The sequence below is a fragment of the Natronomonas sp. genome (genome assembly GCF_047616845.1).
In the GTDB taxonomy this organism is placed as follows: Archaea; Halobacteriota; Halobacteria; order Halobacteriales; family Haloarculaceae; genus Natronomonas.
Genome location: NZ_JBLGBY010000003.1, coordinates 36,858 through 57,399, shown reverse-complemented (window position 1 = coordinate 57,399; position 20,542 = coordinate 36,858). Strand labels below are relative to the sequence as shown.

24 protein-coding genes and 1 pseudogene are annotated in these 20,542 nt (G+C 65.4%); 11 read left to right on the top strand and 14 right to left on the bottom strand.

The features are described from left to right. Positions 1 to 2: 2 nt before the first annotated feature. Entirely contained in the window at positions 3 to 938 is a 936-nt protein-coding gene (locus ACI8UR_RS01285; protein WP_411714201.1) for a thiamine pyrophosphate-dependent enzyme, read from the top strand. Positions 939 to 950: 12 nt separating this feature from the next. Here ACI8UR_RS01285 and ACI8UR_RS01280 read toward each other — a convergent pair whose 3' ends face one another. From ACI8UR_RS01280 to gatC, 3 genes are all read right to left on the bottom strand, one after another. After that, entirely contained in the window at positions 951 to 1,094 is a 144-nt protein-coding gene (locus ACI8UR_RS01280) for a hypothetical protein (RefSeq protein ID WP_411714200.1), read from the bottom strand. 118 nt (positions 1,095 to 1,212) lie between these two features. Continuing rightward, on the bottom strand, positions 1,213 to 2,481 hold the full coding sequence (gene gatA / locus ACI8UR_RS01275; protein ID WP_415087474.1) for an Asp-tRNA(Asn)/Glu-tRNA(Gln) amidotransferase subunit GatA: 1,269 nt from the start codon (positions 2,479 to 2,481) through the stop codon (positions 1,213 to 1,215). Next, positions 2,478 to 2,747: an Asp-tRNA(Asn)/Glu-tRNA(Gln) amidotransferase subunit GatC gene (gene gatC, locus ACI8UR_RS01270; protein WP_411714021.1), complete on the bottom strand. Its 270-nt coding sequence runs from the start codon at positions 2,745 to 2,747 to the stop codon at positions 2,478 to 2,480. Before gatC ends, gatA begins: the two co-directional genes overlap by 4 nt. Before the next feature lie 202 nt (positions 2,748 to 2,949). On the opposite strand from gatC, the gene ACI8UR_RS01265 reads away from it, so the two are divergent. The 4 genes and pseudogenes from ACI8UR_RS01265 to ACI8UR_RS01250 all read left to right on the top strand — a co-directional run bounded on the left by ACI8UR_RS01265 (position 2,950) and on the right by ACI8UR_RS01250 (position 4,810). Beyond that, the gene (locus ACI8UR_RS01265; protein WP_411714020.1) at positions 2,950 to 3,915 is read left to right on the top strand and encodes a transcription initiation factor IIB; all 966 of its coding nucleotides are present in this window, start codon (positions 2,950 to 2,952) and stop codon (positions 3,913 to 3,915) included. Between the two features lie 69 nt (positions 3,916 to 3,984). Further along, positions 3,985 to 4,029, top strand: a pseudogene (locus ACI8UR_RS01260) (hypothetical protein); the annotation flags it as partial. A gap of 187 nt (positions 4,030 to 4,216) precedes the next feature. Beyond that, positions 4,217 to 4,369, top strand: coding sequence for a hypothetical protein (locus tag ACI8UR_RS01255; RefSeq protein ID WP_411714024.1), 153 nt, complete (start codon positions 4,217 to 4,219; stop codon positions 4,367 to 4,369). 42 nt (positions 4,370 to 4,411) lie between these two features. Next, positions 4,412 to 4,810, top strand: coding sequence for a universal stress protein (locus tag ACI8UR_RS01250; protein ID WP_411714019.1), 399 nt, complete (start codon positions 4,412 to 4,414; stop codon positions 4,808 to 4,810). A gap of 9 nt (positions 4,811 to 4,819) precedes the next feature. Here the strand turns inward: ACI8UR_RS01250 and ACI8UR_RS01245 are convergent, their stop codons facing one another. The 3 genes from ACI8UR_RS01245 to ACI8UR_RS01235 are packed head-to-tail and all read right to left on the bottom strand — an operon-like array spanning position 4,820 to position 7,453. Then, positions 4,820 to 5,911, bottom strand: coding sequence for an asparagine synthase C-terminal domain-containing protein (locus tag ACI8UR_RS01245; RefSeq protein WP_411714018.1), 1,092 nt, complete (start codon positions 5,909 to 5,911; stop codon positions 4,820 to 4,822). Continuing rightward, on the bottom strand, positions 5,911 to 6,588 hold the full coding sequence (locus ACI8UR_RS01240) for a PHP domain-containing protein (RefSeq protein WP_411714017.1): 678 nt from the start codon (positions 6,586 to 6,588) through the stop codon (positions 5,911 to 5,913). The genes ACI8UR_RS01245 and ACI8UR_RS01240 overlap by 1 nt, the downstream gene beginning before the upstream one ends. A gap of 46 nt (positions 6,589 to 6,634) precedes the next feature. After that, positions 6,635 to 7,453, bottom strand: a complete 819-nt coding sequence (locus ACI8UR_RS01235; RefSeq protein WP_415087473.1) for a hypothetical protein — start codon at positions 7,451 to 7,453, stop codon at positions 6,635 to 6,637. A gap of 114 nt (positions 7,454 to 7,567) precedes the next feature. Between ACI8UR_RS01235 and purL the strand changes: the two genes are divergently transcribed. Continuing rightward, complete coding sequence (gene purL / locus ACI8UR_RS01230) at positions 7,568 to 9,766, top strand: phosphoribosylformylglycinamidine synthase subunit PurL (protein ID WP_411714015.1); 2,199 nt, start codon at positions 7,568 to 7,570, stop codon at positions 9,764 to 9,766. Here the strand turns inward: purL and ACI8UR_RS01225 are convergent. Genes ACI8UR_RS01225 through ACI8UR_RS01215 form a run of 3 tightly spaced genes read right to left on the bottom strand, consistent with a single transcriptional unit; the run spans position 9,744 to position 13,703 of the window. Beyond that, on the bottom strand, positions 9,744 to 10,634 hold the full coding sequence (locus tag ACI8UR_RS01225; protein ID WP_411714014.1) for a phosphatase PAP2 family protein: 891 nt from the start codon (positions 10,632 to 10,634) through the stop codon (positions 9,744 to 9,746). The two genes, purL and ACI8UR_RS01225, sit on opposite strands and share 23 nt — an antisense overlap. Then, on the bottom strand, positions 10,634 to 12,388 hold the full coding sequence (locus ACI8UR_RS01220; RefSeq protein ID WP_411714013.1) for an ABC transporter substrate-binding protein: 1,755 nt from the start codon (positions 12,386 to 12,388) through the stop codon (positions 10,634 to 10,636). The genes ACI8UR_RS01225 and ACI8UR_RS01220 overlap by 1 nt, the downstream gene beginning before the upstream one ends. Positions 12,389 to 12,443: 55 nt before the next feature. Continuing rightward, a complete protein-coding gene (locus tag ACI8UR_RS01215) occupies positions 12,444 to 13,703 on the bottom strand; it encodes a hypothetical protein (protein WP_411714012.1) in 1,260 nt (419 codons plus the stop codon). 112 nt (positions 13,704 to 13,815) lie between these two features. Here ACI8UR_RS01215 and ACI8UR_RS01210 point away from each other — a divergent pair, with 112 nt between their 5' ends. Beyond that, positions 13,816 to 14,370 carry a dolichol kinase gene (locus tag ACI8UR_RS01210; RefSeq protein WP_415087471.1) on the top strand — a complete coding sequence of 185 codons (555 nt, stop codon included), beginning with the start codon at positions 13,816 to 13,818 and terminating at the stop codon, positions 14,368 to 14,370. Here the strand turns inward: ACI8UR_RS01210 and ACI8UR_RS01205 are convergent. From ACI8UR_RS01205 to ACI8UR_RS01190, 4 genes are all read right to left on the bottom strand, one after another. Further along, positions 14,367 to 14,519, bottom strand: coding sequence for a hypothetical protein (locus tag ACI8UR_RS01205; RefSeq protein ID WP_411714010.1), 153 nt, complete (start codon positions 14,517 to 14,519; stop codon positions 14,367 to 14,369). The genes ACI8UR_RS01210 and ACI8UR_RS01205 overlap by 4 nt on opposite strands. 31 nt (positions 14,520 to 14,550) lie before the next feature. Continuing rightward, entirely contained in the window at positions 14,551 to 15,348 is a 798-nt protein-coding gene (locus ACI8UR_RS01200) for a creatininase family protein (protein ID WP_411714009.1), read from the bottom strand. Between the two features lie 60 nt (positions 15,349 to 15,408). Continuing rightward, positions 15,409 to 16,971 (bottom strand): ABC1 kinase family protein, encoded by a 1,563-nt coding sequence (locus tag ACI8UR_RS01195; RefSeq protein WP_411714008.1) that lies wholly within the window; start codon positions 16,969 to 16,971, stop codon positions 15,409 to 15,411. Positions 16,972 to 17,058: 87 nt separating this feature from the next. Further along, the gene (locus tag ACI8UR_RS01190) at positions 17,059 to 17,415 is read right to left on the bottom strand and encodes a cupin domain-containing protein (protein ID WP_411714007.1); all 357 of its coding nucleotides are present in this window, start codon (positions 17,413 to 17,415) and stop codon (positions 17,059 to 17,061) included. Positions 17,416 to 17,508: 93 nt separating this feature from the next. On the opposite strand from ACI8UR_RS01190, the gene ACI8UR_RS01185 reads away from it, so the two are divergent. The 4 genes from ACI8UR_RS01185 to ACI8UR_RS01170 all read left to right on the top strand — a co-directional run bounded on the left by ACI8UR_RS01185 (position 17,509) and on the right by ACI8UR_RS01170 (position 20,100). Beyond that, positions 17,509 to 18,192, top strand: a complete 684-nt coding sequence (locus ACI8UR_RS01185) for a Bax inhibitor-1 family protein (protein WP_411714006.1) — start codon at positions 17,509 to 17,511, stop codon at positions 18,190 to 18,192. An 87-nt stretch (positions 18,193 to 18,279) separates the two neighbouring features. Beyond that, on the top strand, positions 18,280 to 18,510 hold the full coding sequence (locus tag ACI8UR_RS01180; RefSeq protein WP_411714005.1) for a hypothetical protein: 231 nt from the start codon (positions 18,280 to 18,282) through the stop codon (positions 18,508 to 18,510). 67 nt (positions 18,511 to 18,577) lie between these two features. Further along, positions 18,578 to 19,606: a thymidylate synthase gene (gene thyA / locus ACI8UR_RS01175; RefSeq protein ID WP_411714004.1), complete on the top strand. Its 1,029-nt coding sequence runs from the start codon at positions 18,578 to 18,580 to the stop codon at positions 19,604 to 19,606. 2 nt (positions 19,607 to 19,608) lie between these two features. Further along, on the top strand, positions 19,609 to 20,100 hold the full coding sequence (locus ACI8UR_RS01170; protein WP_411714023.1) for a dihydrofolate reductase: 492 nt from the start codon (positions 19,609 to 19,611) through the stop codon (positions 20,098 to 20,100). On the opposite strand, the gene ACI8UR_RS01165 is transcribed toward ACI8UR_RS01170, so the two are convergent. Continuing rightward, complete coding sequence (locus ACI8UR_RS01165) at positions 20,097 to 20,510, bottom strand: DUF5518 domain-containing protein (protein ID WP_411714003.1); 414 nt, start codon at positions 20,508 to 20,510, stop codon at positions 20,097 to 20,099. The two genes, ACI8UR_RS01170 and ACI8UR_RS01165, sit on opposite strands and share 4 nt — an antisense overlap. Between the last annotated feature and the right edge of the window lie 32 nt (positions 20,511 to 20,542).

The following is a 20,542-nucleotide window of genomic DNA, read 5'->3' as shown; positions in this document are numbered from 1 at the left end:
TCATGAGCGCCTTCAACGCAATCGGCACGGACAGAGAGGTAGAGCGAGACGAGTTCACCCCCGGCATCGAACCGCAAGCGACGTGGTGTCCCGGCTGTGGCGACTTCGGCGTCCTCAAGGCGCTGAAAGGCGCGATGGCCGACCTGGGCAAGAACCCTGACGAGATTCTGCTCACGACGGGTATCGGCTGTTCCGGGAAGCTGAACAGCTACTTCGAGAGCTACGGCTTCCACACCATCCACGGTCGGTCGCTTCCCATCGCCCGCGCCGCGAAACTGGCAAATCCTGACCTCGAAGTGGTCGCGGCGGGCGGCGACGGCGACGGCTACGGCATCGGCGGAAACCACTTCATGCACACCGCCCGGGAGAACCACGATATGACGTATATCGTGTTCAACAACGAGATCTTCGGGCTGACGAAGGGCCAGACCTCACCGACGAGTCCGAAGGGCCACAAATCCAAAACCCAGCCGCACGGCTCCGCCAAATCCCCGATTCGACCGCTGTCGCTTGCGCTCACTTCGGGCGCGTCCTACGTCGCCCGCACCGCGGCCGTCAATCCGAACCAGGCCCAAGAGATTATCGTCGAGGCCATCGAGCACGACGGCTTTGCCCACATCGATTTCCTCACGCAGTGTCCCACCTGGAACAAGGACGCAAAACAGTATGTCCCGTACGTCGACGTCCAGCAGAACGACGAGTACGACTTCGACACCGGGAATCGCCAGGAGGCCGCCGAGATGATGTACGAAACCGAGACGGCGCTGTACGAGGGCGAAGTGTTGACCGGGCGGTTCTACCACGACGAAGACCGGCCCTCCTACGGCTCAGAGAAGCGTTCAGTTGGTGAGATGCCTGCGGAACCGCTCGCAGAGCAGTACCACGACGACGAGTACGAGTGGGAGCGCAGCTACGACCTGCTGGACGCGCATACGTAACGGCAGAGGCGTTCAGTCGCGCTCGTCGAGTTCGTCGCGCAAGCCAGCGACGAACTGACGGGCCTCTCGAATCTCCCGACAGGATGATTCGTCGTCGAGGTTCCCGACGACCCCGTCCAGTTTCGCATCGATCGCATCGACCAGGTGGTTTTGCATGTTACGTCCCCCATAAACCACCGTTCCCCGGTTTTTCGGATAGAATTAGCGCGAGGTATACACGGGTGTTTTTCTGTTTCTTGATGGACAGGAATCTGACGCGCGGCTTCCATCCGCGTCAGGCGAGCGCCGACCCGGCGCGGATGATGGTCGCCTCTCCGAACGCCGGCCCGACGAGCTGGAGGCCGACCGGCCCCTCATCGGTTTCGCCGGCCGGCACGGAGATGGCTGGGAGGTTCGCGAGATTGACCGGGACGGTGTTCGCGTCGGCGAGGTACATCTGGAGGGGGTCGTCGAGGCTCTCGCCGAGTTCGAACGGCGGCACGGGCATCGTCGGCGAGGCAAGCACGTCGACGTCCTCGAAGGCGGCGTCGAAGTCCTGTTTGACCCACGCGCGGGCGTCTTGGGCCTGCTTGTAGTACTTGTCGTGGTAGCCAGCTGACAGGGCGTAGGTGCCGAGGAGGATTCGCCGTTTGACCTCCTCGCCGAAGCCCTCCTCACGGGCGGCGGCGAAGGATTCGTTCCAGTTGCCCTCGTAACCGCCGGATTTGCCGTAGCGAACGCCGTCGAAGCGAGCGAGGTTCGAGGACGCCTCCGACATCGCGATGACGTAGTACGCCTGGACGGCCGTTTCGACGGACGGCAGCGAGACATCTTCGGTCGTCGCGCCAGCGTCCCGGAGGTCATCGAGTGCGGCCTCGAACACCGCTCTGACGCCCTCGTCGGCGCCTTCGAGCAGTTCGGTCGGGACGCCGATGGTGAGCCCCTCGACGTCACCGTTGGCGGCGGCGGCGTACTCGACGTCTTCGTCCGGTTCCCGCGTGGTCGCATCGTTCGGATCGGGGCCGGCGATGACATCGAGCAGTTCGGCAGCCTCCTCGACGGTGGGCGCGAGCGGGCCGATCTGCTCTAAGGAGTTCGCGTAGGCGACGAGGCCGTATCGGGAGACGAGCCCATAGGTTGGCTTGATGCCGACGACACCGCAGAAGGCGGCCGGACAGCGAACCGAGCCGCCGGTGTCCGAGCCGAGTGCGAGGTCGGCCTCGCCGGCGGCGACGGCAGCCGCGGAGCCCCCTGAGGAACCGCCGGGAACGCGGCCTTCAGCGGCGGGATTCTCGGTCGCGCCGAACGCCGAGGTTTCGGTGGTCGTCCCCATCCCGAACTCGTCCATGTTGGTCTTGCCGACGATGGTGGCACCGGCGTCCTTCAGCCGCTGGACGACGGTCGCGTCGTACGGCGGGACGTACTCTTCGAGCATCGTCGATCCGCAGGTGGTTCGGACGCCCTCGGTAGAGATGTTGTCCTTGACGGCGACGGTGGCGCCGTCGAGCGGGCCGGAGGCGGTGGCCTCGATGGTTTCCTCGGTGATGAACGCGTTGTAGCTCATGAGACCTTCGGCCCCTTGAAGAAGCCGTCCTCGGTTTCGGGGGCGTTCTGCAGCGCCTCCTCCTGTGAGAGTCCGTCGTGCACCTCGTCGGGCCGCATCACGTTCGCGAGTTCGGCCTCGCGTTCGACCTCGGGTACCTCCTCGAGCGCCTCGAAGTGATCGAGGATGTCGGCGAACTGCTCTGCGAACAGTTCGGTTTCTTCCTCGTCGAGGTCGACCCGAGCGAGCGACGCGATGTGGCGAACCTCCTCGTCGTCGACAGTCATACGCGTGGTTCGGATGGGGCGCTCACTAAGGGTTTCGAATGGCGGGCCTCAGTCACCGAATGCCGGCCGGCTTGCACGCCCCACTCCCTGATTTCCAGCAAAACAGCCTGTGTCTTCCGGTTTGGCCCGAATATTTAAGTCGCTGGCAGGACAACATATTGCGCGAAAGCGTTCTCTCAGCTCCCGCTGAGTCCCATCCAAAATGACTGACACCACCGTCAGACGAAACCAGCGTGAAGACGAGTCGGAAGGGGAGAAATCCGGCGACGAGGAGCTTGTCTGCCCGGAGTGTGGCGGCCGCCTCGAAGCTGACCCCGAACGCGGCGAAACCGTCTGCAGCGAGTGCGGCCTCGTCGTCGAGGAAGACTCGATCGACCGTGGCCCGGAGTGGCGCGCCTTCGACAGCGCCGAGAAGGACGAGAAATCCCGCGTCGGTGCGCCGACGACGAAGATGATGCACGACGAGGGCCTCTCCACCAACATCGGTTGGCAGGACAAAGACGCCTACGGCAACTCCCTGTCCAGCAGCCAGCGCAAGAAGATGCAGCGGCTGCGGACGTGGAACGAGCGGTTCCGCACCCGCGACTCCAAGGAACGGAACCTCAAGCAGGCGCTCGGTGAAATCGACCGCATGGCGAGCGCCATTGGCCTCCCCGAGAACGTCCGTGAGACCGCGTCGGTCATCTACCGCCGCGCACTCAGCGACGACCTCCTGCCCGGTCGCTCCATCGAGGGCGTTGCGACAGCGTCGCTGTACGCGGCTGCCCGTCAGGCCGGCACACCCCGCAGCCTCGATGAGGTCGCCCGCGTCTCTCGCGTCGAGAAAAGCGAAATTGCACGCACGTATCGCTACGTCGTCCGAGAGCTCGGCCTGGAGATCCAGCCGGCCGACCCGAAGAGCTACGTCCCGCGGTTCGCCAGCGAACTCGAGATGAGCGACGAGGCGGAACGCCGCGCGCGACAGCTGCTCGACAGCGCACAGGAGGCCGGCATCCACTCGGGTAAATCACCCGTCGGCCTCGCAGCGGCCGCCGTCTACGCGGCGTCGCTGCTCACTAACGAGAAGGTGACTCAGGAGGCGGTCAGCGAAGTGGCCGACATCTCCGAAGTCACCATCCGCAATCGGTATCACGAACTGCTCGAAGCCGAAGAGAGCCTCCAGACGTAACCCGCTTTTTCGTCGCCACCTGCTACGTCGACGACGGCGCGACGCTTCTGCGAGCACGGGCAACTCGATATGTGGCTGCCGCCCGCCGGCCACGTCGACCGTGATGAACTGCCCCACGAGGCGGCCGTGCGCGAGAGCTACGAAGAGACGGGTCTGAAACCGCGCTCGTCACCGAAACCGGGCCGTACGACACCGACCAAGTCGAAACGCTGCCCCGACCGACCGCGTTTCTCCTGGAAGACATCGACCGCGTCGATGACGAAGTCGCCCACAGCACATCGATTTCGTCTATGTCGGGGAGGTGGACAGTCGGACGGTCGAGCCAATCGGCCGGCACGAAGCCGACGCGTCGGCCTGGGAGTGGTACACACCCGCGGAACTGGAGGCCGAGGCCGACCGCTTCCCTGACAACGTCATCGACCTCAGCAAGCGCGCCATCGAACTGGTCGAGTGACGGGGCAGGCTATAATTGTCCACCCTGCGTAGCCCGCAGCGTATGACTCACGTGCTGCTCGCAGTCGACGACGACAATGAACGCGCAGAGCGACAGGCCGAACGCGTCGCCAGCCTCGATTGGGACAGCGACGCCATCCGTGCGACCGTCCTGCACGTCTTCACCGAGAATATCGAGGGGGCGACAATCGGCCGGTTCGGCCCGGCCCGGAAAGCCCGTGACACGCTTGAGGACGCCGGTATCGACATCGAACTCGCGGAATCGAGCGGCGAGCCGGGCGTCGAAATCGTGGAGTTCGCCAAAGAAGTCGACGCCGACCTCATCTCCGTCGCCGGGCGGAACCGCACGCCAGCCGGAAAGGCCGTCTTCGGAAGCGTCGCTCAGACGGTCATGCTCGACTCTGAGCTGCCGGTGCTTTTCAGCGGCTCTGGCGGCCAGTAACGCCCCGTCTCACTCCACGAGGGAGTCGATGTACTGCCCGACGTGGTCGTCCATCCGGCGTTTGAAGCCGGCCTGCCGGGCGAGGCGGTCGAACTCCCGTGCCACGAGACTCCCGTACTGGACGGCCTTCTTATCACGGCGACGAATTTCGTCGGGCAGGAAGTCCGCAGCCTGCCGAAGCGCGACTTTCCGCACTTCGCCGTCGCCGTCGTCTGTGGGGCCGGAGCGAACGAGCAAATCGCCCGGCAGTCGCAGCGCCGTCTCCACCACGCGGTCGTGAAGCAGCGGTGCGACCGGCTCGACGCCAGCCGCTCGCAGCGTCAGCACGTCTCGTTCTAACTGGGCTGGCAGCGAGGCGATCATCTCGCGGATCGCGCCCCGAATCGTCTCCGCCTCCATGCGTTCCTCCTCGGGCGCGCGCGACACCTTCGCGTAGCCGCCGAACAGCTCGTCCGCACCCTGTCCGACAGCGAGATGCTCGTGACCGTCGGCGGCGACCCGCTCGGCGACGAGATACAGCGGCAGCGAAATCTGGACGTCCATCGGGTTCGACCGTCCCGTCGCGCGGACGATCTCCGGCACCGCGCGTTCGAGGTCGTCGTGTGAGAACTCGACGACGCGAACCGCTCGGTCGAGCGCTTCCGCGGCTGACCGGGCGGCCTCGACGTCGTGGCTGTCCTCGAAGCCGCCGACGTACAGGGGCCCGTCCAGCCGCGCGGCGAGTATCGACGAGTCGATGCCACCGGAGAAGGCAATCGCGGGCGAGCCCCCGACCTCGTCGACCGATTCGATGACAGCCGAGCGGACGGCGTCGATAGCTCGGTTGTCATTGGCGTAGGGGTCGGGATTCGGGAGCGTCCAGACCCGAGTGTCGCCGTCGGCGCCTCGTTGGTGGCCGGCCGGCACCGGCTCCGGCGAGTTGAGGTCGGTCGGGTCGACACTCCACTCGGTGTGGTCGTCAGCCTCCGAGAACAGTGGGTACCGACCGAGAACGTCGCGGACGAGCGCGCCATCCAGTTCACCGGCGAAGCCGTCCGTGCCGGGGAGCGGCTCTCGGGTGTCGAGCGCCTGACGGACGACGGCGGGGTCTGCGCCCTGCATCACCACGGGAACATGGAAGCGACGCGGCGCTTCACCCCGCCGCTGAACTGCTGGATGCTGATGAACCACGGGGTGCGCTTGCCGACGACGCTGGTGCGGCCCTCCTCGATGGCGTCGAGGATGCCCTCGGCGCTTCGGTGGTAGGCGTCGACTTCGGTGACCGCCTGGCCAACCATCTCGGCGATGTGGGCGTCGCTTCCCGCCGTCATCGGGAGATCGTGTTTCTCGGCGAAGCGTTCCGCCTGGCGGTTCGCGCGGCCGGTGAAAAGCCGGGAGTTATAGACCTCGATGGCGTCGGCGTTCGCCAGCTGTTCGCGGCTTATGTGCGGCGCGACGCCATGGCGGGACTTCTGGAAGGGGTGTGGAACGACGGCGATGCCGTCCTGGTCTCTGATTCGGGCGAGCGTCTCGTCGAAGCGCAGGCCGGCGGGGACGAGTTCCTCGACGCCGAGTGCGAGGATGTGCCCGGCGGCACTGGAGACCTCCATGCCGGGGATGCCGACGAGGCCGTATTCCTGGGCCTTCGCGGCGGCCGACAGCGAGGCCTCGATTTCGTCGTGGTCGGTGACGGCGAGGGCGTCGAGACCGACGGCTTCCGCCTGCTCTAAGAGCAGCTCGACGGGGTCGCGACCGTCGTACGACAACTCGGAGTGGGCGTGGAGTTCGACCGACAGCACGACTCCTCGTTTGCGGCCCCCCGAGAAAAGCGCCTCGGTCGCAACGCTACGCGTCGGTCTCCGGTGTCGGCGTCGACGAGTCCCCGTACCACGGCGGTTCGGCCAGCGGCTCGGCCGGCGGCGACCAGTAGATATTCTGGGTGACGGTCGCACGCTCGCCATCGAACGTCGCCTCGTACTGGACGGACAGTAGCGTGATCTGTCCGTTGGATCGAATCGTCGCTCCTACCGTGACGTTCCGCACGTCATCGAGATACGCCGGCACCGCCGAGTCCCCGACGGTGTCGCCAGACAGCCGGTAGCCGTCCGTCACCGTCCGCTCTGTCACGGTCGCGCCATCGAGTATCGCGCCGACGGGCGCGACCGCGTCGGCCATCGGCACGGGCGATTCCAGCGGCGGCGGGTCGCTGCCGTCGACCACCGACCGATCGCCATCGATGACCCGGAGCCGCGCGCTGTCGTTCTCGACAGCATAGCGGCGCTCTCGGGCCATGGAGACGTTCTCCAGTCCCGGGGCGAACCGGGGCGTTTCGGCGCCGCTGAAGGTTCGGGTTCGCAGCGAGCGGTCACCGTTCGTCGAGTTGGTGAGCGCACCGCGGTAGTCGAGCCGACGCTCTCCCGAGACGACGATACGGATGTCGACGATTCTGGTGTACACGCCCACCAACGCGTCCGCGTGGGCGGCTTCGAGCTGTCCCCCGTCGACCTGTTCACCGACGACGGGGCCTCTGTCGACCGGCGTCGATTCCGGAACTGGAGCCGGCGTCACGGTGGCCGAAGGCTCGCTTCCAGCGTCGCTCACAGGCAGGCCACTACAGCCCGCGAGGGCGACGAGCACGACGAGGGCCACGACACCGCTGCGCACGACGTACACGCGGGCATCGACTCCCCTAACAGTTCCGCACCGGGCCCCGGCTGAAATATGCACAAACGTGCACATGAAAAGCGATTTATCCCGGCAAAGGCAGCAAACAAATGAATGAGTCTCTCGCCGTCGGATCGTGAACTCGTCACCGAGGAGCTGGGCCGCGAGCCAACGCCCGCCGAGGCAGCGCTGTTCGAGAACCTCTGGAGCGAGCACTGCGCGTACCGCTCGTCGCGACCGCTCCTGTCGGCGTTCGACAGCGAGGGGTCGCATGTCGTCGTCGGCCCGGGCGACGACGCCGCCGTCATCGCCTTGCCGCTCGCTGCCCCCGACGGCGAGGAGACGTACATCACGCTGGGTATCGAGAGCCACAACCACCCCTCCTACGTCGACCCCTTCGACGGCGCCGCGACCGGCGTCGGCGGCATCGTCCGTGACACGATGAGTATGGGCGCCTACCCCATCGCGCTGGCCGACAGCCTCTACTTCGGGGCCTTCGACCGCGAACACTCGAAATACCTCTTCGAGGGCGTCGTCGAGGGCATCTCCCACTACGGCAACTGCATCGGCGTGCCGACCGTCACCGGCAGCGTCGCCTTCCACGACGATTACGAGGGCAACCCCTTGGTCAACGTCGCCTGTATCGGCTTGACGGACGAGGAACGGCTCGTCACCGCGGACGCGAAGACACCGGGCAACAAGCTCGTTCTCGTCGGGAACGCGACCGGGCGCGACGGACTCGGTGGCGCCTCCTTCGCCAGCGAAGACCTTTCGGAGGACGCAGAAACCGAAGACCGACCGGCGGTGCAGGTCGGCGATCCCTACGCCGAAAAGCGGCTCATCGAGGCCAACGAGGAACTCGTCGCCGACGGCCTGATTCGAGCTGCCCGCGACCTTGGTGCGGCCGGACTGGGCGGCGCTTCCTCGGAGCTCGTTGCCAAGGGCGACCTCGGCGCGCACATCGAACTCGACGCTGTCCACCAGCGCGAACCGAACATGAACGCCCTCGAAATCCTGCTCGCCGAATCTCAGGAACGGATGTGTTACGAGGTTCGGCCAGAGGACGTCGACGCGGTTCGCGAGATAACCGAGAAGTACGACCTCGGCTGCTCCGTCATCGGCGAGGTCACCGAGGGGAACTACGTCTGCACGTTCGAGGGGAGCGAGGCGCGGAGCGCCTCGGGAGAGCCGAGCGGCGAGGGTAACGAGCCGCGAGGCCGTGAGACGGTCGTCGACTGCGATGCGTACTATCTCGCCGAGGGCGCGCCGATGAACGACCTCGACCACGTCGAGCCCACACAGCCCGAACGTTCCCTCCCCGACGTCGACCTCACCGAGGCCTTCGAGGCTGTCGTTGGCTCGCCGAACACCGCATCGAACGCGTGGGTGTACCGCCAGTACGACCACGAGGTCGGCACGCGGACGGCGATGAAACCGGGCGATGACGCTGCGTTACTCGCGGTTCGGGAGGCCGGCGTCGGCCTCGGCTTCTCGTCCGGTGCCGACCCGAACTGGACGGACGCCGCGCCATACGAGGGCGCCCGCGCAATCGCGCTCGAGAACGCCACGAACCTCGCGGCGAAGGGCGCGACGCCGCTTGCAGCCGTCAACTGTCTCAACGGTGGCAACCCCGAGAAGCCGGACGTGTACGGCGGCTTCCGCGGCATCGTCGACGGCCTGGCCGAGATGTGCAGCGACCTCGATGTTCCGGTCGTCGGCGGCAACGTCTCGCTGTACAACGACTCGCCATCCGGGCCGATTCCGCCGACGCCGACGCTCGCGATGACCGGAACGAAAGCCGGCTACGACGCGCCGACGGCCGACCTCGACGGAACGGGCACGCTGCTCGTCGTTGGTGGCGGGGACGACCGCTCGCTCGGTGGCTCCGAACTGCTCGCACAGTTCGGCGGCAGCGACCGGTTCCCGGCCGTTCCCGACGACGCGAGCGCCATCGTTGAAGCCATCGCGGACGTCGCGGACTTCGAGAGCACGCTATCGACCCACGACGTCAGCCACGGCGGCCTGGCGGTCACGGTCGCCGAGATGGTCGGGGAGGCCGGCGCCGATGTGACGCTTTCCGGTGCTGTGTCGCCTGCCGAACAGCTCTTCTCGGAGGCGACGGGTCGCGTTGTCGTCGAGACGACCGACCCCGACGCGGTTCGGGAGCGCTTCGACGGCGTCGCGCCGGTCGAGCGGCTTGGTGAAGCGACCGCCAGTGGCCGACTGAAACTGCGCGTCGGGGAGACATCGCTCGATTATTCGGCTGCCGACATCGTCGACCTCCGGAGCGTCATCGCGGCCGAGTTGGAATAGCGTCGAAGACGCCCCTGATTCGGTCGCCGACCGCGCCGAACGTCGGCGGCGTCTCCTCCATCCGCTGGCCGATGCGAACGCTGACCCAGCCGAGCACGATGCCGAAGATGGCGTCCGTTGCCCAGTGAATACCGAGATACATCGTCGAGATGACGACGCTGACGGCGAGGACGGCGGCAATCGGCACCCATCTCGGGTACTCATCTCGCGTCGTCCACGCGAGCAGGAACGAGGTCACGGCCATCGAGGTATGCAACGACGGGAACACGTTCGTCTGGTTGTTGACCGCGTTCGTGACGAACTGGTACTCCGAGTAGGTCGTGTACAGCAGCCCTTCGGTGAAATCCGGGATTGTCAACCGCGGGCCGTAGGCGATGAAGATGACGTAACAGATGACGCCGATGACGTAGTTCGAACTGTAGGCGACAATCGTCCGCCGGAGCGGTTGCGGTGTCGGTAACGCGAAATACGCTACGAACGGGAAGACGAGCAGGAAGACGTAGCCGTACACGTAGATAACCGAGAAGTACGCGGTCAACTCCGGCGTCGCCATGGACTGGAACCAGACGACTACATGCGGGGTGTTCTCTGGGAACAGCGGCCACAGGAGCCGGCTGTCGATGCGTTTGAGGACGTCCGTGATGCGGATGCCGATGAGCCACGAGACGTTTGGGCCGATGTCGCGAGCGATCTTGTTCGCGACGAGCACGACGGCAAGCAAGCCGACGTAGGGGGCGACCGATTCGAACCGCTCGCGATACATGCGGCGCGTCTCGGTGAGCCGGGAAACGCCGATGATAGCCCCGCTTGCAAGGCCCAACGAGAGGAGGATAACGCCGAGCAGCTGTGCGACGACGAAGGCGAGCATCACGACCCCCCTCGGTGGACGAGTCGGTCGTCGTCGTACTGGTAGCCAGCGTCCCGGAAGCCGTCGCGGGCCGCCGACACGTCGAGAATGCCGTTTTCACCCGCGAACGGGAGCGACCCCTCCCCATCCCACCGGAGGTCGCTCGGCGTCCAGTCGGCCGAAAGCGGGAGTTCAGTCGCACCCGCATACCCGTTGAATGCGTCCGAGACGAGATAATCACGGTCGATAAGTCGGGCGACCGCTTGCCGGAAGCGCGGATTCGAAAGCGGCGCGTTCCGGCAGTTGTAGCCGACGTGGTAGAACGCCGCCGACTGACGAACGGTCAGGGAGATATCATCGCTACGGCCGATTCGCGGCACGACGGATGCCTGGAGGCCGTCGATGCTTGCGTCGGCGCCAGCGGTTTCGAGCACCTCGACAGCCGTGTCGTGTGACGGGACGATATCGAACCGGGCCTGCTGGAACGGGAGGCCGCCGTTCAAGGGTGATGGAATCCCACTTGCGTCGCCTGCTTCGAGGAAGTGGTCGTCGAACCGTTCCAAAAGGAGGGACTGGTCTTGGGAGGCCTCAACGAACTGCAAGGGGCCGCTGCCGATGGCTTCTTCGTTCGAGACGACGAGTGCCTCCGTCGTCCGACCGACGATGTCGAGGCCCGCGACGTCGGCGGGGTTGCTCCGCTCCGCCCAGATGTGCTCCGGGAGTATCGGGAGTTCGAGCGCGCGTCGCGCGATGTCGCGCACCGATGTCGTGAACTCGATGCGACACTCGTCGTCGGCGATGACCTCGACCTCGTCGACGAGCGACGTGGCGCCGCGGAGCCACGGGGTTGGTTGTGACGTGTCGAACTCACCGAGCGAGGTGTCTTTCAGGAAGCGGTACGTGAAGTCGATGTCCGATGCCGTGACCTGGGTGCCGTCGTGCCACGGCGTCTCCCGAAGCCGAACGGTCGCGGCGCCGTCGCCATCCCACTCGATATCGCGGGCCAGCCAGGGAACCGATTCGTCGTCGACTTCCCGAATCAGTGAGTCGTACACCAGGCCAACGATATCGCCGCGGTCGCGGTGCTCGGCCGCGATGGGATTCCGGTTGCGCGTGATACGAGGGTCGGTGAGGAGGAGCCTAATGGTGTCCGACTCAGCGACGGTTTCCAGCGCCAGATAGTCCGGCAGTTCGCTGGGGCCGCCGGCTGGCCACCCCTGGAATCGGTCATCTCTCGTGCCCGCGATACGATCCGGGAAGGAAACGACGGTGAACGGCTGCTGGCGGACGAGTTCTCGCTGGATATCGTGGATAACGTTGCGTCGTTCCTGTCCGTCGGTCTGGCGCTGACCGTCGAGCAGTTCGTCGACGCCGAGGTCGCTGAACCCGAAGGGGTTCTGCCAGCCGGCTTCCTCACCGTAACTGGAGTGTAAAAGCGACCGGAGTTCGTCCGGTGTCGCCTCGCTCGGGTAGCGAGCGACGTAGATGTCGAAGTCCTGATTGATGAGGACGTTGCGGAGGAGGACATCCTGGCTCATCAGGTCGACGGTGGTGTCGATGCCGGCCTGTTGGAGGTTGTCCGCGAGCTCGTTTGCGATACGAACCGCGTACGGGTCGTCTGAGGCCGGCATCGTCGCGATGCTAAGTGATAGCTGGCTGCTGCGTTCACGGCCCATCAGATTGCGGAGTTCACCGACGCAGCCGCTGGTGGCAGCGAGCGTTCCCGCTGCCCCGGCGAGTAGCGTTCGACGACGGAGGGCGGAATCGGGGGCCATACCTACCGAAGTTTCGCGCTCGAACAGTTATAAACTTCTCCGTCGGCCGTCCATGTCATACATACCCGAAAAGCGGCGCACCGAGCGCGAGCACCCAGCCTGCTCCCCCGACGAGAAGCGGCGTCGGGCGTCTGTTCTCAGGTGTTCGACGTGCGCTCCCGAGTGCGATGAGACCGACCGCAAGGAGGAGGGTCGCCCGATGGAGCACGACTCGCAACGGCAGCACGGAGACGCCCATCGCGGCGAGGTCGACGATGAGCGCTGCTCCGAGTCCAACGCCAGCGAACGCGAACGCCCACGTCCGGGTCGACTCTCGCCCCCCGACGTAGGCGATTGCGGGCACGCCGAACACGAGCGCGAGATACAGCGGCCCGGCGATGAGCTTCGGCGAGAGCCCCGGAAGCAGCTTTTCGGCACCGATTGCGACGTAGCGGATACCGACGTACAGCGCAAAGAGGGCGGCACCCAGCGAGATCTCTCGGCGTTGCCGTTGGAGGAATCGCCTGGCTTGCTGTTTCGCCTCCCGCGTCCGCCCGATGAAGCCGACGACGAGTGGCAACAGCAGGCCGGAGAGATAGACGGCTGTCGCCCAGCCGTCGCTGTCACCGGTCGGGTTCTGGAACGGCAGCCGAGCGACGCTGTCGACGTACGGTTGCCGCATGAAATCGCGTTCGACCTCCTGTCGAGGGTCGCTCAACCCCGTTACGGTGTGGCGAAGCCGGAACCAGTCCCAGTGTTCTTCGTGAACCTGGAGGGCCGTCCACTCGCCGTTCGGGTCGTCGTAGGCGCGGACGTGCATTCGCGACCCGAAATACGTGCCCGAGTGAAGCTGATAGGATTCGTCAATCCAGCGACCCGTCCCGTCGGATTCGACGTACACGTACCGCGTCGACCCTTCAGCTGGCCGCCAGGCGATGAGCTCCGAGACGTTTTCGGCGTCCACGTCGACCTCCACGCGGTCACCCGAGACGGTGTCGCTGTCGGCGTCTCCCTCGTGTACCTGTTCATCCTCCCACTCGAAGGTCGTCTCCTCGGCCAGAATCGTCTGGACGTCTGCTGGGTCGCCGAACACCACCATATTGATGCCCAGCGTCCGGCTCCGGTAGGTCGTCGATTTTGCAGTGTAGGGCCACAGCTTCGTGCCGTCATCAGCCGGTTCGACGAGCGTGGGCTCGTCCGGCTGCTCGGGTGTGACCCCCAACAGCGGCCACTCGGCGAGGACGACGGCGCCGCCGAGACACGCCACCAACAGGAGTGCCGCGGCGACCCACGCCGCATCGGCGCCGATATCGAGTTGCCCCGCGGCGTCCGACATACCCGAACCTTCCGCCGATGATTACAAATATGTGTGGCTCGCCCGAAACGCGGAAGATAAGGCCCCCCGTCGCGACGAAGGGCACATGCCGCCCGAAATCGGCCGTCGGCTGGTGCATGCATCCGGCGCTTTTGTCCCCGGTCTGTATCTCCTCGACCAGCACGTCCTTCAGTCGGGCATCGTCACGTGGCGTCTCGTGCAGGCACTGGCCGTCGGCGGCCTCATCGTGACCGCGATCCTCGAAGCCGCTCGACTGTACGCCGGCTTCGACCACGTCATCTACCAGCGGCTCACCCGCGAATACGAACAGGAGAAAGTCGCTGGGTACGCGCTGTACGTTCTCAGCAGCACCATCGTCGTCCTGGTGTTCGACCCACAGATCGCGGTGCCCGCGCTCCTGATGTTGATGCTCGGCGATCCGGTGAGCGGCATTCTGGCCGGCGACGAGCTCCGGCTGATAAAACGACCGCGCGTTCTCGTCGGCATGTTCGTCGTCTGCCTCGCGCTCGCGTATCCGTTCGTCTCACCCCTCGCTGCCATCCTCGGCGCGCTCGGCGCAATGGTCGCTGATGGAGTCAAACTCACGGTCGGCGACTATATCGTTGACGACAATCTCACCATCCCGATCCTGTCGGCGGTGGTGATGCGCGCCGTCCTCGCGGTTTAGGCTACAAGCAGCGGAATCCCGAACGTGACGCCGAGCCCGATGAGCGCGACGACGGTGCCGATCGCGACCTCGCGCATCGAGTAGTCGCTCTGCGGTGCTGTCGTCCGTCCCTCGTTCGACTCGTCATCGTGATCGTCGTGGTCGGCCATACCCATCGGTGCGACCGGCCGGTACTTTGTGCTATCGCTTCTGACCCCGTTCGTCGTGCTCGCGAACGTGCTCACGCGGCGCCAGCGTCTCCCACGGCTGTTTCCCGAGCCACGTACAAAGGTCGACCAACTGTTCCGTAGCCGCCTCGAAGAGCTGTTCGCCCTTCTCCGCCGAGGCGTCGGTCGGATCGCCGAAGGCGCCGTTGCCGCTGTTCTCGATGGCGTCATAGAAGAGCCGGGCGCCGTTGCGTTCGGTCATCGCCGCTTCCAGGTCGAGTAGGCCACCGTCGCGCGCGGCTTCGAGTTCGCCCTCACGAACCAGGTCGGCGATGTGCCACACCATCGACGTCTCCTTCGGGCCGGCGTGGGGGCCGTTCTGCTCGAAGAGCGCATCGACCAGCTCGGGGATGGACTCGTTCCACATCCACTCGATTGCGTAGGCGGTGCCATCGTCGTGAAGCCGGCGGCCGACCTCCTGGAGATGTTCGACGTTGCCGCCGTGGGCGTTGACGAAGACGATGCGGTCGATACCCTGGTACACGAGGCTTCGGGAGAGCGATTCCATGTAATCGCGGAAGACGGGCGCGTCGACCCACATCGTCCCGTGGAACTGCCGGTGATGTGGGCTGACTGCGATGTTGACCGTGGGCGTACAGAGTACGTCGGCGCGGTCGGCGGCGGCGCGGGCAAGCCCCTCCGCGATGACGTGGTCGGTCGACAGTGGCAGATGCGGGCCGTGCTGTTCCGTCGAGCCGACGGGGACGAGGGCAAGCGAGTTCTCGTCGAGATGGTCGCCGACCTCAGGCCAGGTGGCGTCGCCGAGGTACATACCTGAACGAGGGCACCCGGCGACAAGAATCCCGTCCCCGTCGCGCCGGCGCGACCGGCGCTACCGCCCGAGGTGGCTCCGGACGAACAGCATCAGAAAGACGAGGGCACCGAACAGGCCGACGAACTCGTAGGGGCGTTCGTGTAGCGCCAGTACGGCCGTTGCGATGAACAGCGCGGCCGCGAGCACTGCGTAGCCGAGCGTGTGCCGTGGCGGTTCGGTTGGCTGTCTGGTTTCGACTGTCAGATCGCCCCGTTCGAGGCGGTCGATGAGTCGGTCGGCACGCGCCGGCAGGCGGGCCAGCGCCGGCGCCGATGCCCGGATGTCGGTCGAGAGGGCTTCGACGATATCGCGGAGTTCTCGCTCGAAGAGGCCGTGTTCGAGGAGGAACGACCGGACGAACGCGACGAAGTCGAACTCGGGGTCGAGCTGTCGACAGACGCCTTCGGTAACGGTACCGACGCGGATGAGCAACATCACGTTCGGTGGGATGCGGAACGGGAACTCATGGAGCATCTCGAACAGCTCGGTGATGATGTCCCGCCAGCCGATATCCGAGCGCCCTTCGAGGTTCTCCATCGCGAGTTCGAGGACGTGGCGCACCTCCGCGCGGTCGGCCGACGGCGCGAGCACGTCCAGCGCGATGAGCGCATCGATGAGGCCGTCGACGTCCCGGCGGGCCAGCGACCGATAGAGGTTTACGATCTGTGTCTGGGTTTTCTCCGAGAGCTTCTCACTCATCCCGTAATCGTAGATGAGCAGTGTGCCGTCGTCCATGACCGCGAGGTTCCCCGGGTGTGGGTCGGCGTGGAAGATGCCGTGTTCGAGCCCCATCTCGAGATAGACGTCGGCGATGCGTTCGGCCATCTCCTCGGGTTCGACCCCGACGGCCCGAAGTGCGGCCTCGTCCGTGACCTTCTCGCCTTCGACATACTCCATGACGAGGACGCGTTCGGTCGTTCGCGCTTCGTCGACATCGGGGATGTACACCCGGTCGTCGGCCTTGAAGTTCTCGCCGATGAGCGCCATCATCCGCGCCTCACGCTCGAAATCGAGCTCTTCGAGGATGATGCGCTCGAAATCGTCGGCGATGTTCCGCAGCGAGTAGCGCTGTCGTTCATCCGCGAAAAGGCCGACGACCGGAACGAGTCGTCTGATGATACGCAAGTCGCGCTCGATGCGGGGTTTCAGACCGGGACGGCGAACTTTCAGGCCCACTCGCTCGCCGTCGACGTCGGCGGTGTAGACGTACGCCAGCGATCCGCCGGCGATGGGTTCCAGCGTTTCGGGGTCGAACGCCTCGCCGAGGTCGTCGGCGACGACGGTTCGGGGGTCTTGCCCCGTCTCCTCGGGGACTTCGTCCTGCAGCGCCGACAGCGCCTCGGTGTAGATTGGCGGGACGATGTCGGGCCGCGTCGACAGCACCTGGCCCGCTTTGATGAACGCCGGCCCGAGGCCGAGCAGCGTCTCGGCGAGCGTGTCCGCGCGGCGCCGATGTGCCTCTTCGGGGACGTGTCGGCTTCCACCGAACAGCAGGAAGCGCCGCTTGTCGCGGAGGAACGCGATGGCGAACGGGAACAGCCGGACGATGACCTCGACGAACCGGCCGTAGAAACTCCTCATACCGTCGCCTCCGTTGATCGACCGACGACATGTCGTGGCATACGGCTGACTTGATGTCGAGCCGTCAAATACGTGCAGGGGTGTCAGCTACGGCGCGCCGGCGATGACGACGCGGACGAGCTCGTCACCGTGATTGTGCAGTTGCCTGCGGGTTTCCGGACTGACCCGGACTGCCTCACCGGGTTCGAGCGTAACCGCTTCGTCGGCCGGTTCACCCTCGCTCCCGCCGAGTTCGACGGTCAGCTCGCCGTCGACGACGAGATACACCTCCTCGTGGTTCTCCTCGGCGTGGTCGTGCGGTTTGCCCTTGCCGTTCGGCTCCAGCTCCAGCAGCGTGATACCGAGGTTCTCACAGTCGAGGGCGTCACGGAAGAACCACATGCCGCCCCACTCGTTCGGGACTACGCTCTCGATGTCGTCCGTTCCGGCTACGGTGTAATCCATATCGGATGTCAATCGCCCGTGAATAAATACGCTGGCGTCGGTCACCGGCCGCGTGGCCGATGGGTATAATCAGTCAACGCGTGAACGGCAAATATGAGCCAGACGTACTCCTCCAGCGCGCGCTATGCGCACCCGAAGTTCCGGAACGTGGCACTCCCCGCAGCGGCGCTCATCGGCGTCAACATCGTGTTGATGTATCTCGTCGCGGTGACGCCGCTTGCGGCCGTCAACAACCTCCTGTTCTCCATCCCGATTCTCGGCCTTATCGTGTACGGCGCGGCGCTCACGGGCGGCAACATCCTCGCCGAGCGCGGCCTGGAATCGGGGTCGATGGGGACGGCCGCCGCCGGCGTTCTGCTGCTTGAAGGGGCATACGCACTGTTCGGCGGCGGAATCCTCGCCCGCGCACCGCGCGACCTACAAGGAATCGCCCTCGCCGTCGCGCTCGTCGTCACCGTCGCGATGACGATTGCCATCGCCGCCTACGTCTATCTGCGTGACCGGGAGTTCGACCACTGGAGCAGCTGGTCGCTCGGCGCGTTCATCATCGGCGCGGTGTTCGTCCTCATCGGGTCGTTCGTCACCATCGCGCTCCTCGCCGGCTTCGTCTTCATCTTCGCCGGATTCATGCTGCGGCTCGGCTACGAGATCTGGCACGTTCGCGCGTCCTACGACGCTGACACGCCGCTCGTCCATGCGGTCGGCATCTACGTGGCGTTCACTGGTGTGTTCGTCCACGTCCTTCAGATAGCGCTTCGGGTACTGTCCGATCGCTGAACCCAGTTCGGCCGAGCAGCAGGGTTTTGTAGCACTAACACGAGCAACGAATAGATGAGTGGAGACGATGAATCGGGGTGACACCGTGTGCGATTGATTCGTGCAGCCGCGGTGCTTGGCTTCGTCATCGGCTTCGCGCTCGTGTTGGCGCTGCCGCTGGCACTCATTGATGCGATGTTACAACCCGGCGAACCGGCGTCGTTCCCCACGCTAACCACCAAAGACGTGCGGCTCCTCGCTGGAATCATCGGCATCGGTGTCCTCTTTGCGCTGTTCAGCGTCGCGCTGTGGCTCGTCGCCGATGCCGACGCGAAGTGAATACGGGCTCGCCGGTGCCCGCGACCGAATCGTTTTAGCCCCGTGGGTCGCCACTCGTAGGTAGTAAATGCGTCAGTATCTCGACCTCGTCGCCGACGTCCTCGCCGGTGGGACGCACAAGCCGAACCGAACCGGCGTCGACACCGTCGCCTCGTTCAGCCACCACTACGAGGTCGACCTCGCCGCGGGGTTCCCCCTTCTGACCACGAAGAAGATGGATGGCTACCGCTGGAACTCCCTCATCCACGAACTGCTCTGGTATCTCTCCGGAGAGGAACACATCCGTAATCTCCGCGAGGAGACGAAAATCTGGGACGCCTGGGCCGATGACGACGGCATGCTCGACACTGCCTACGGCCGTTTCTGGCGGCGCTTCCCCGTCCCCGACGACACCGGCCGTCTGCCCGGCGAAAGCTGGCCCGAGGAGGGCCACCGCTGGACGAACACCGAGACGGCCGCCGACGGCACCGAGAAGCAGGTGTTCGACCAGATCCAGTACGTCCTCGACACCCTCGCGGAGAGCCCGAACTCCCGGCGGATGGTCGTCAACGCCTGGCATCCCGCAAACGCCGCCGTCTCGACGCTGCCGCCGTGTCACTACACGTTCGTCTTCAGCGTCCAGGGCGACCACCTGAACGTCCACCTCACGCAGCGCTCGGGCGACATCGCACTCGGCGTCCCGTTCAACCTCGCGGCGTATTCGCTTCTGGCCCACGCCGTCGCCAATCGTACGGAGTTCGAGGTGGGGTCGTTCGGCCACACCATCGTCGACTCCCACATCTACTGCGGCCAGGGTGACCGCGGCGAGTGGTATGCCGACAACCTCGGAACGCTGCAGAAACGACTCGCGGATGTCTCCGAGCGCTCGGAGTATGCCGAGGTGCGCGAGTGGCTGGAAGCCGAAGCACCTGCTGAACCCGACGACGAGACGGGCTACGACCACGTACCCGGCCTGCTGACCCAGCTCTCTCGGGAGCCGCGCTCGCGGCCGCGAATCGAGGTCGCGGACAACCCCCTTGACGCGCTCGAATACGACGATGTCCAGTTGCACGACTACGACCCGGCGCCGGGGCTTGAGTTCGCCGTCGCCGAATGACGATGCGTCTCTCGCTCGTCGCCGCGGTGGCCGAGAACGGCGTCATCGGAAACGACGACGGGATGCCGTGGCACTACCCGGAAGACCTCCAACACTTCAAGGAGACGACGATGGGCAACCCCGTGATTATGGGGCGGCGAACGTACGAGTCAATCGAGGCGCGACTCGGCGGGCCACTTCCCGGTCGGACGAACATCGTGCTCTCGCGTCGGGAGTCACTTGACCTGCCCGAAGGCGCGGTACACGCACGCGACGCTGCGGAGGCCCTGGAGCTGGCCGAATCCGCCTTGGACGCCGACAAAGAGACCGTCTACGTCATCGGCGGCGCAACCGTCTACGAGCAGTTCATCGACGAGGCGGACGAACTCGTCATCACGGAGATTCCCGAGGCTCCGGAGGGGGATACCTACTTTCCTGAAATCGGCGAGGAATGGAACCCAGTCGACCGCGAGACGGCGAACGAGTTGGCGTTCGTCACCTATCGGCGGGACTAGAGTTCGTTTTTTACGTACACGCCGATTGCGCCGCCGAGCGTGCTTAATCCGACCACGTAGAGGGCGCTGAAAACCAACAGCACGATGCCGAGCAGTGCGACGCCGAGGATGCCGCGGTGCATCATCATGCCCATCATGAACAGCGCGACGATGACGGCGATGAAGAAGAGCGGAATGGCGGCGACGAGCCCCGCAAGTCCGCCGACTTTCAGCCCATCGTTGGTGTCGCCGCCTTCGAGATAGCCGGCGATACCGCCGCCGAATACCGGCGAGAACGGGATGAAAAACACCGTGATGGCGCTGATGAGGGCGCCGATAAGCGCGTTGAAAAGCGTGTTCGGCGCCCGCTCGTCGTCGGTCGTGTCGGGGGTCTCAGCGGGGTCGCCAGGGGAAGGGCCACTTGCGGACATTGCTCTGGGTTCCGCGCGCTCGTATAAAAACC

Bases quoted from the DNA above. Each gene is read 5' to 3' on its own strand.
- ACI8UR_RS01285 (WP_411714201.1), top strand. From the start codon at position 3: ATGAGCGCCTTCAACGCAATCGGCACGGACAGAGAGGTAGAGCGAGAC.
- ACI8UR_RS01280 (WP_411714200.1), bottom strand. From the start codon at position 1,094: ATGCAAAACCACCTGGTCGATGCGATCGATGCGAAACTGGACGGGGTC.
- gatA (WP_415087474.1), bottom strand. From the start codon at position 2,481: ATGAGCTACAACGCGTTCATCACCGAGGAAACCATCGAGGCCACCGCC.
- gatC (WP_411714021.1), bottom strand. From the start codon at position 2,747: ATGACTGTCGACGACGAGGAGGTTCGCCACATCGCGTCGCTCGCTCGG.
- ACI8UR_RS01265 (WP_411714020.1), top strand. From the start codon at position 2,950: ATGACTGACACCACCGTCAGACGAAACCAGCGTGAAGACGAGTCGGAA.
- ACI8UR_RS01250 (WP_411714019.1), top strand. From the start codon at position 4,412: ATGACTCACGTGCTGCTCGCAGTCGACGACGACAATGAACGCGCAGAG.
- ACI8UR_RS01245 (WP_411714018.1), bottom strand. From the start codon at position 5,911: ATGCAGGGCGCAGACCCCGCCGTCGTCCGTCAGGCGCTCGACACCCGA.
- purL (WP_411714015.1), top strand. From the start codon at position 7,568: ATGAGTCTCTCGCCGTCGGATCGTGAACTCGTCACCGAGGAGCTGGGC.
- ACI8UR_RS01225 (WP_411714014.1), bottom strand. From the start codon at position 10,634: ATGCTCGCCTTCGTCGTCGCACAGCTGCTCGGCGTTATCCTCCTCTCG.
- ACI8UR_RS01220 (WP_411714013.1), bottom strand. From the start codon at position 12,388: ATGGCCCCCGATTCCGCCCTCCGTCGTCGAACGCTACTCGCCGGGGCA.
- ACI8UR_RS01215 (WP_411714012.1), bottom strand. From the start codon at position 13,703: ATGTCGGACGCCGCGGGGCAACTCGATATCGGCGCCGATGCGGCGTGG.
- ACI8UR_RS01205 (WP_411714010.1), bottom strand. From the start codon at position 14,519: ATGGCCGACCACGACGATCACGATGACGAGTCGAACGAGGGACGGACG.
- ACI8UR_RS01200 (WP_411714009.1), bottom strand. From the start codon at position 15,348: ATGTACCTCGGCGACGCCACCTGGCCTGAGGTCGGCGACCATCTCGAC.
- ACI8UR_RS01195 (WP_411714008.1), bottom strand. From the start codon at position 16,971: ATGAGGAGTTTCTACGGCCGGTTCGTCGAGGTCATCGTCCGGCTGTTC.
- ACI8UR_RS01190 (WP_411714007.1), bottom strand. From the start codon at position 17,415: ATGGATTACACCGTAGCCGGAACGGACGACATCGAGAGCGTAGTCCCG.
- ACI8UR_RS01185 (WP_411714006.1), top strand. From the start codon at position 17,509: ATGAGCCAGACGTACTCCTCCAGCGCGCGCTATGCGCACCCGAAGTTC.
- thyA (WP_411714004.1), top strand. From the start codon at position 18,578: ATGCGTCAGTATCTCGACCTCGTCGCCGACGTCCTCGCCGGTGGGACG.
- ACI8UR_RS01170 (WP_411714023.1), top strand. From the start codon at position 19,609: ATGCGTCTCTCGCTCGTCGCCGCGGTGGCCGAGAACGGCGTCATCGGA.
- ACI8UR_RS01165 (WP_411714003.1), bottom strand. From the start codon at position 20,510: ATGTCCGCAAGTGGCCCTTCCCCTGGCGACCCCGCTGAGACCCCCGAC.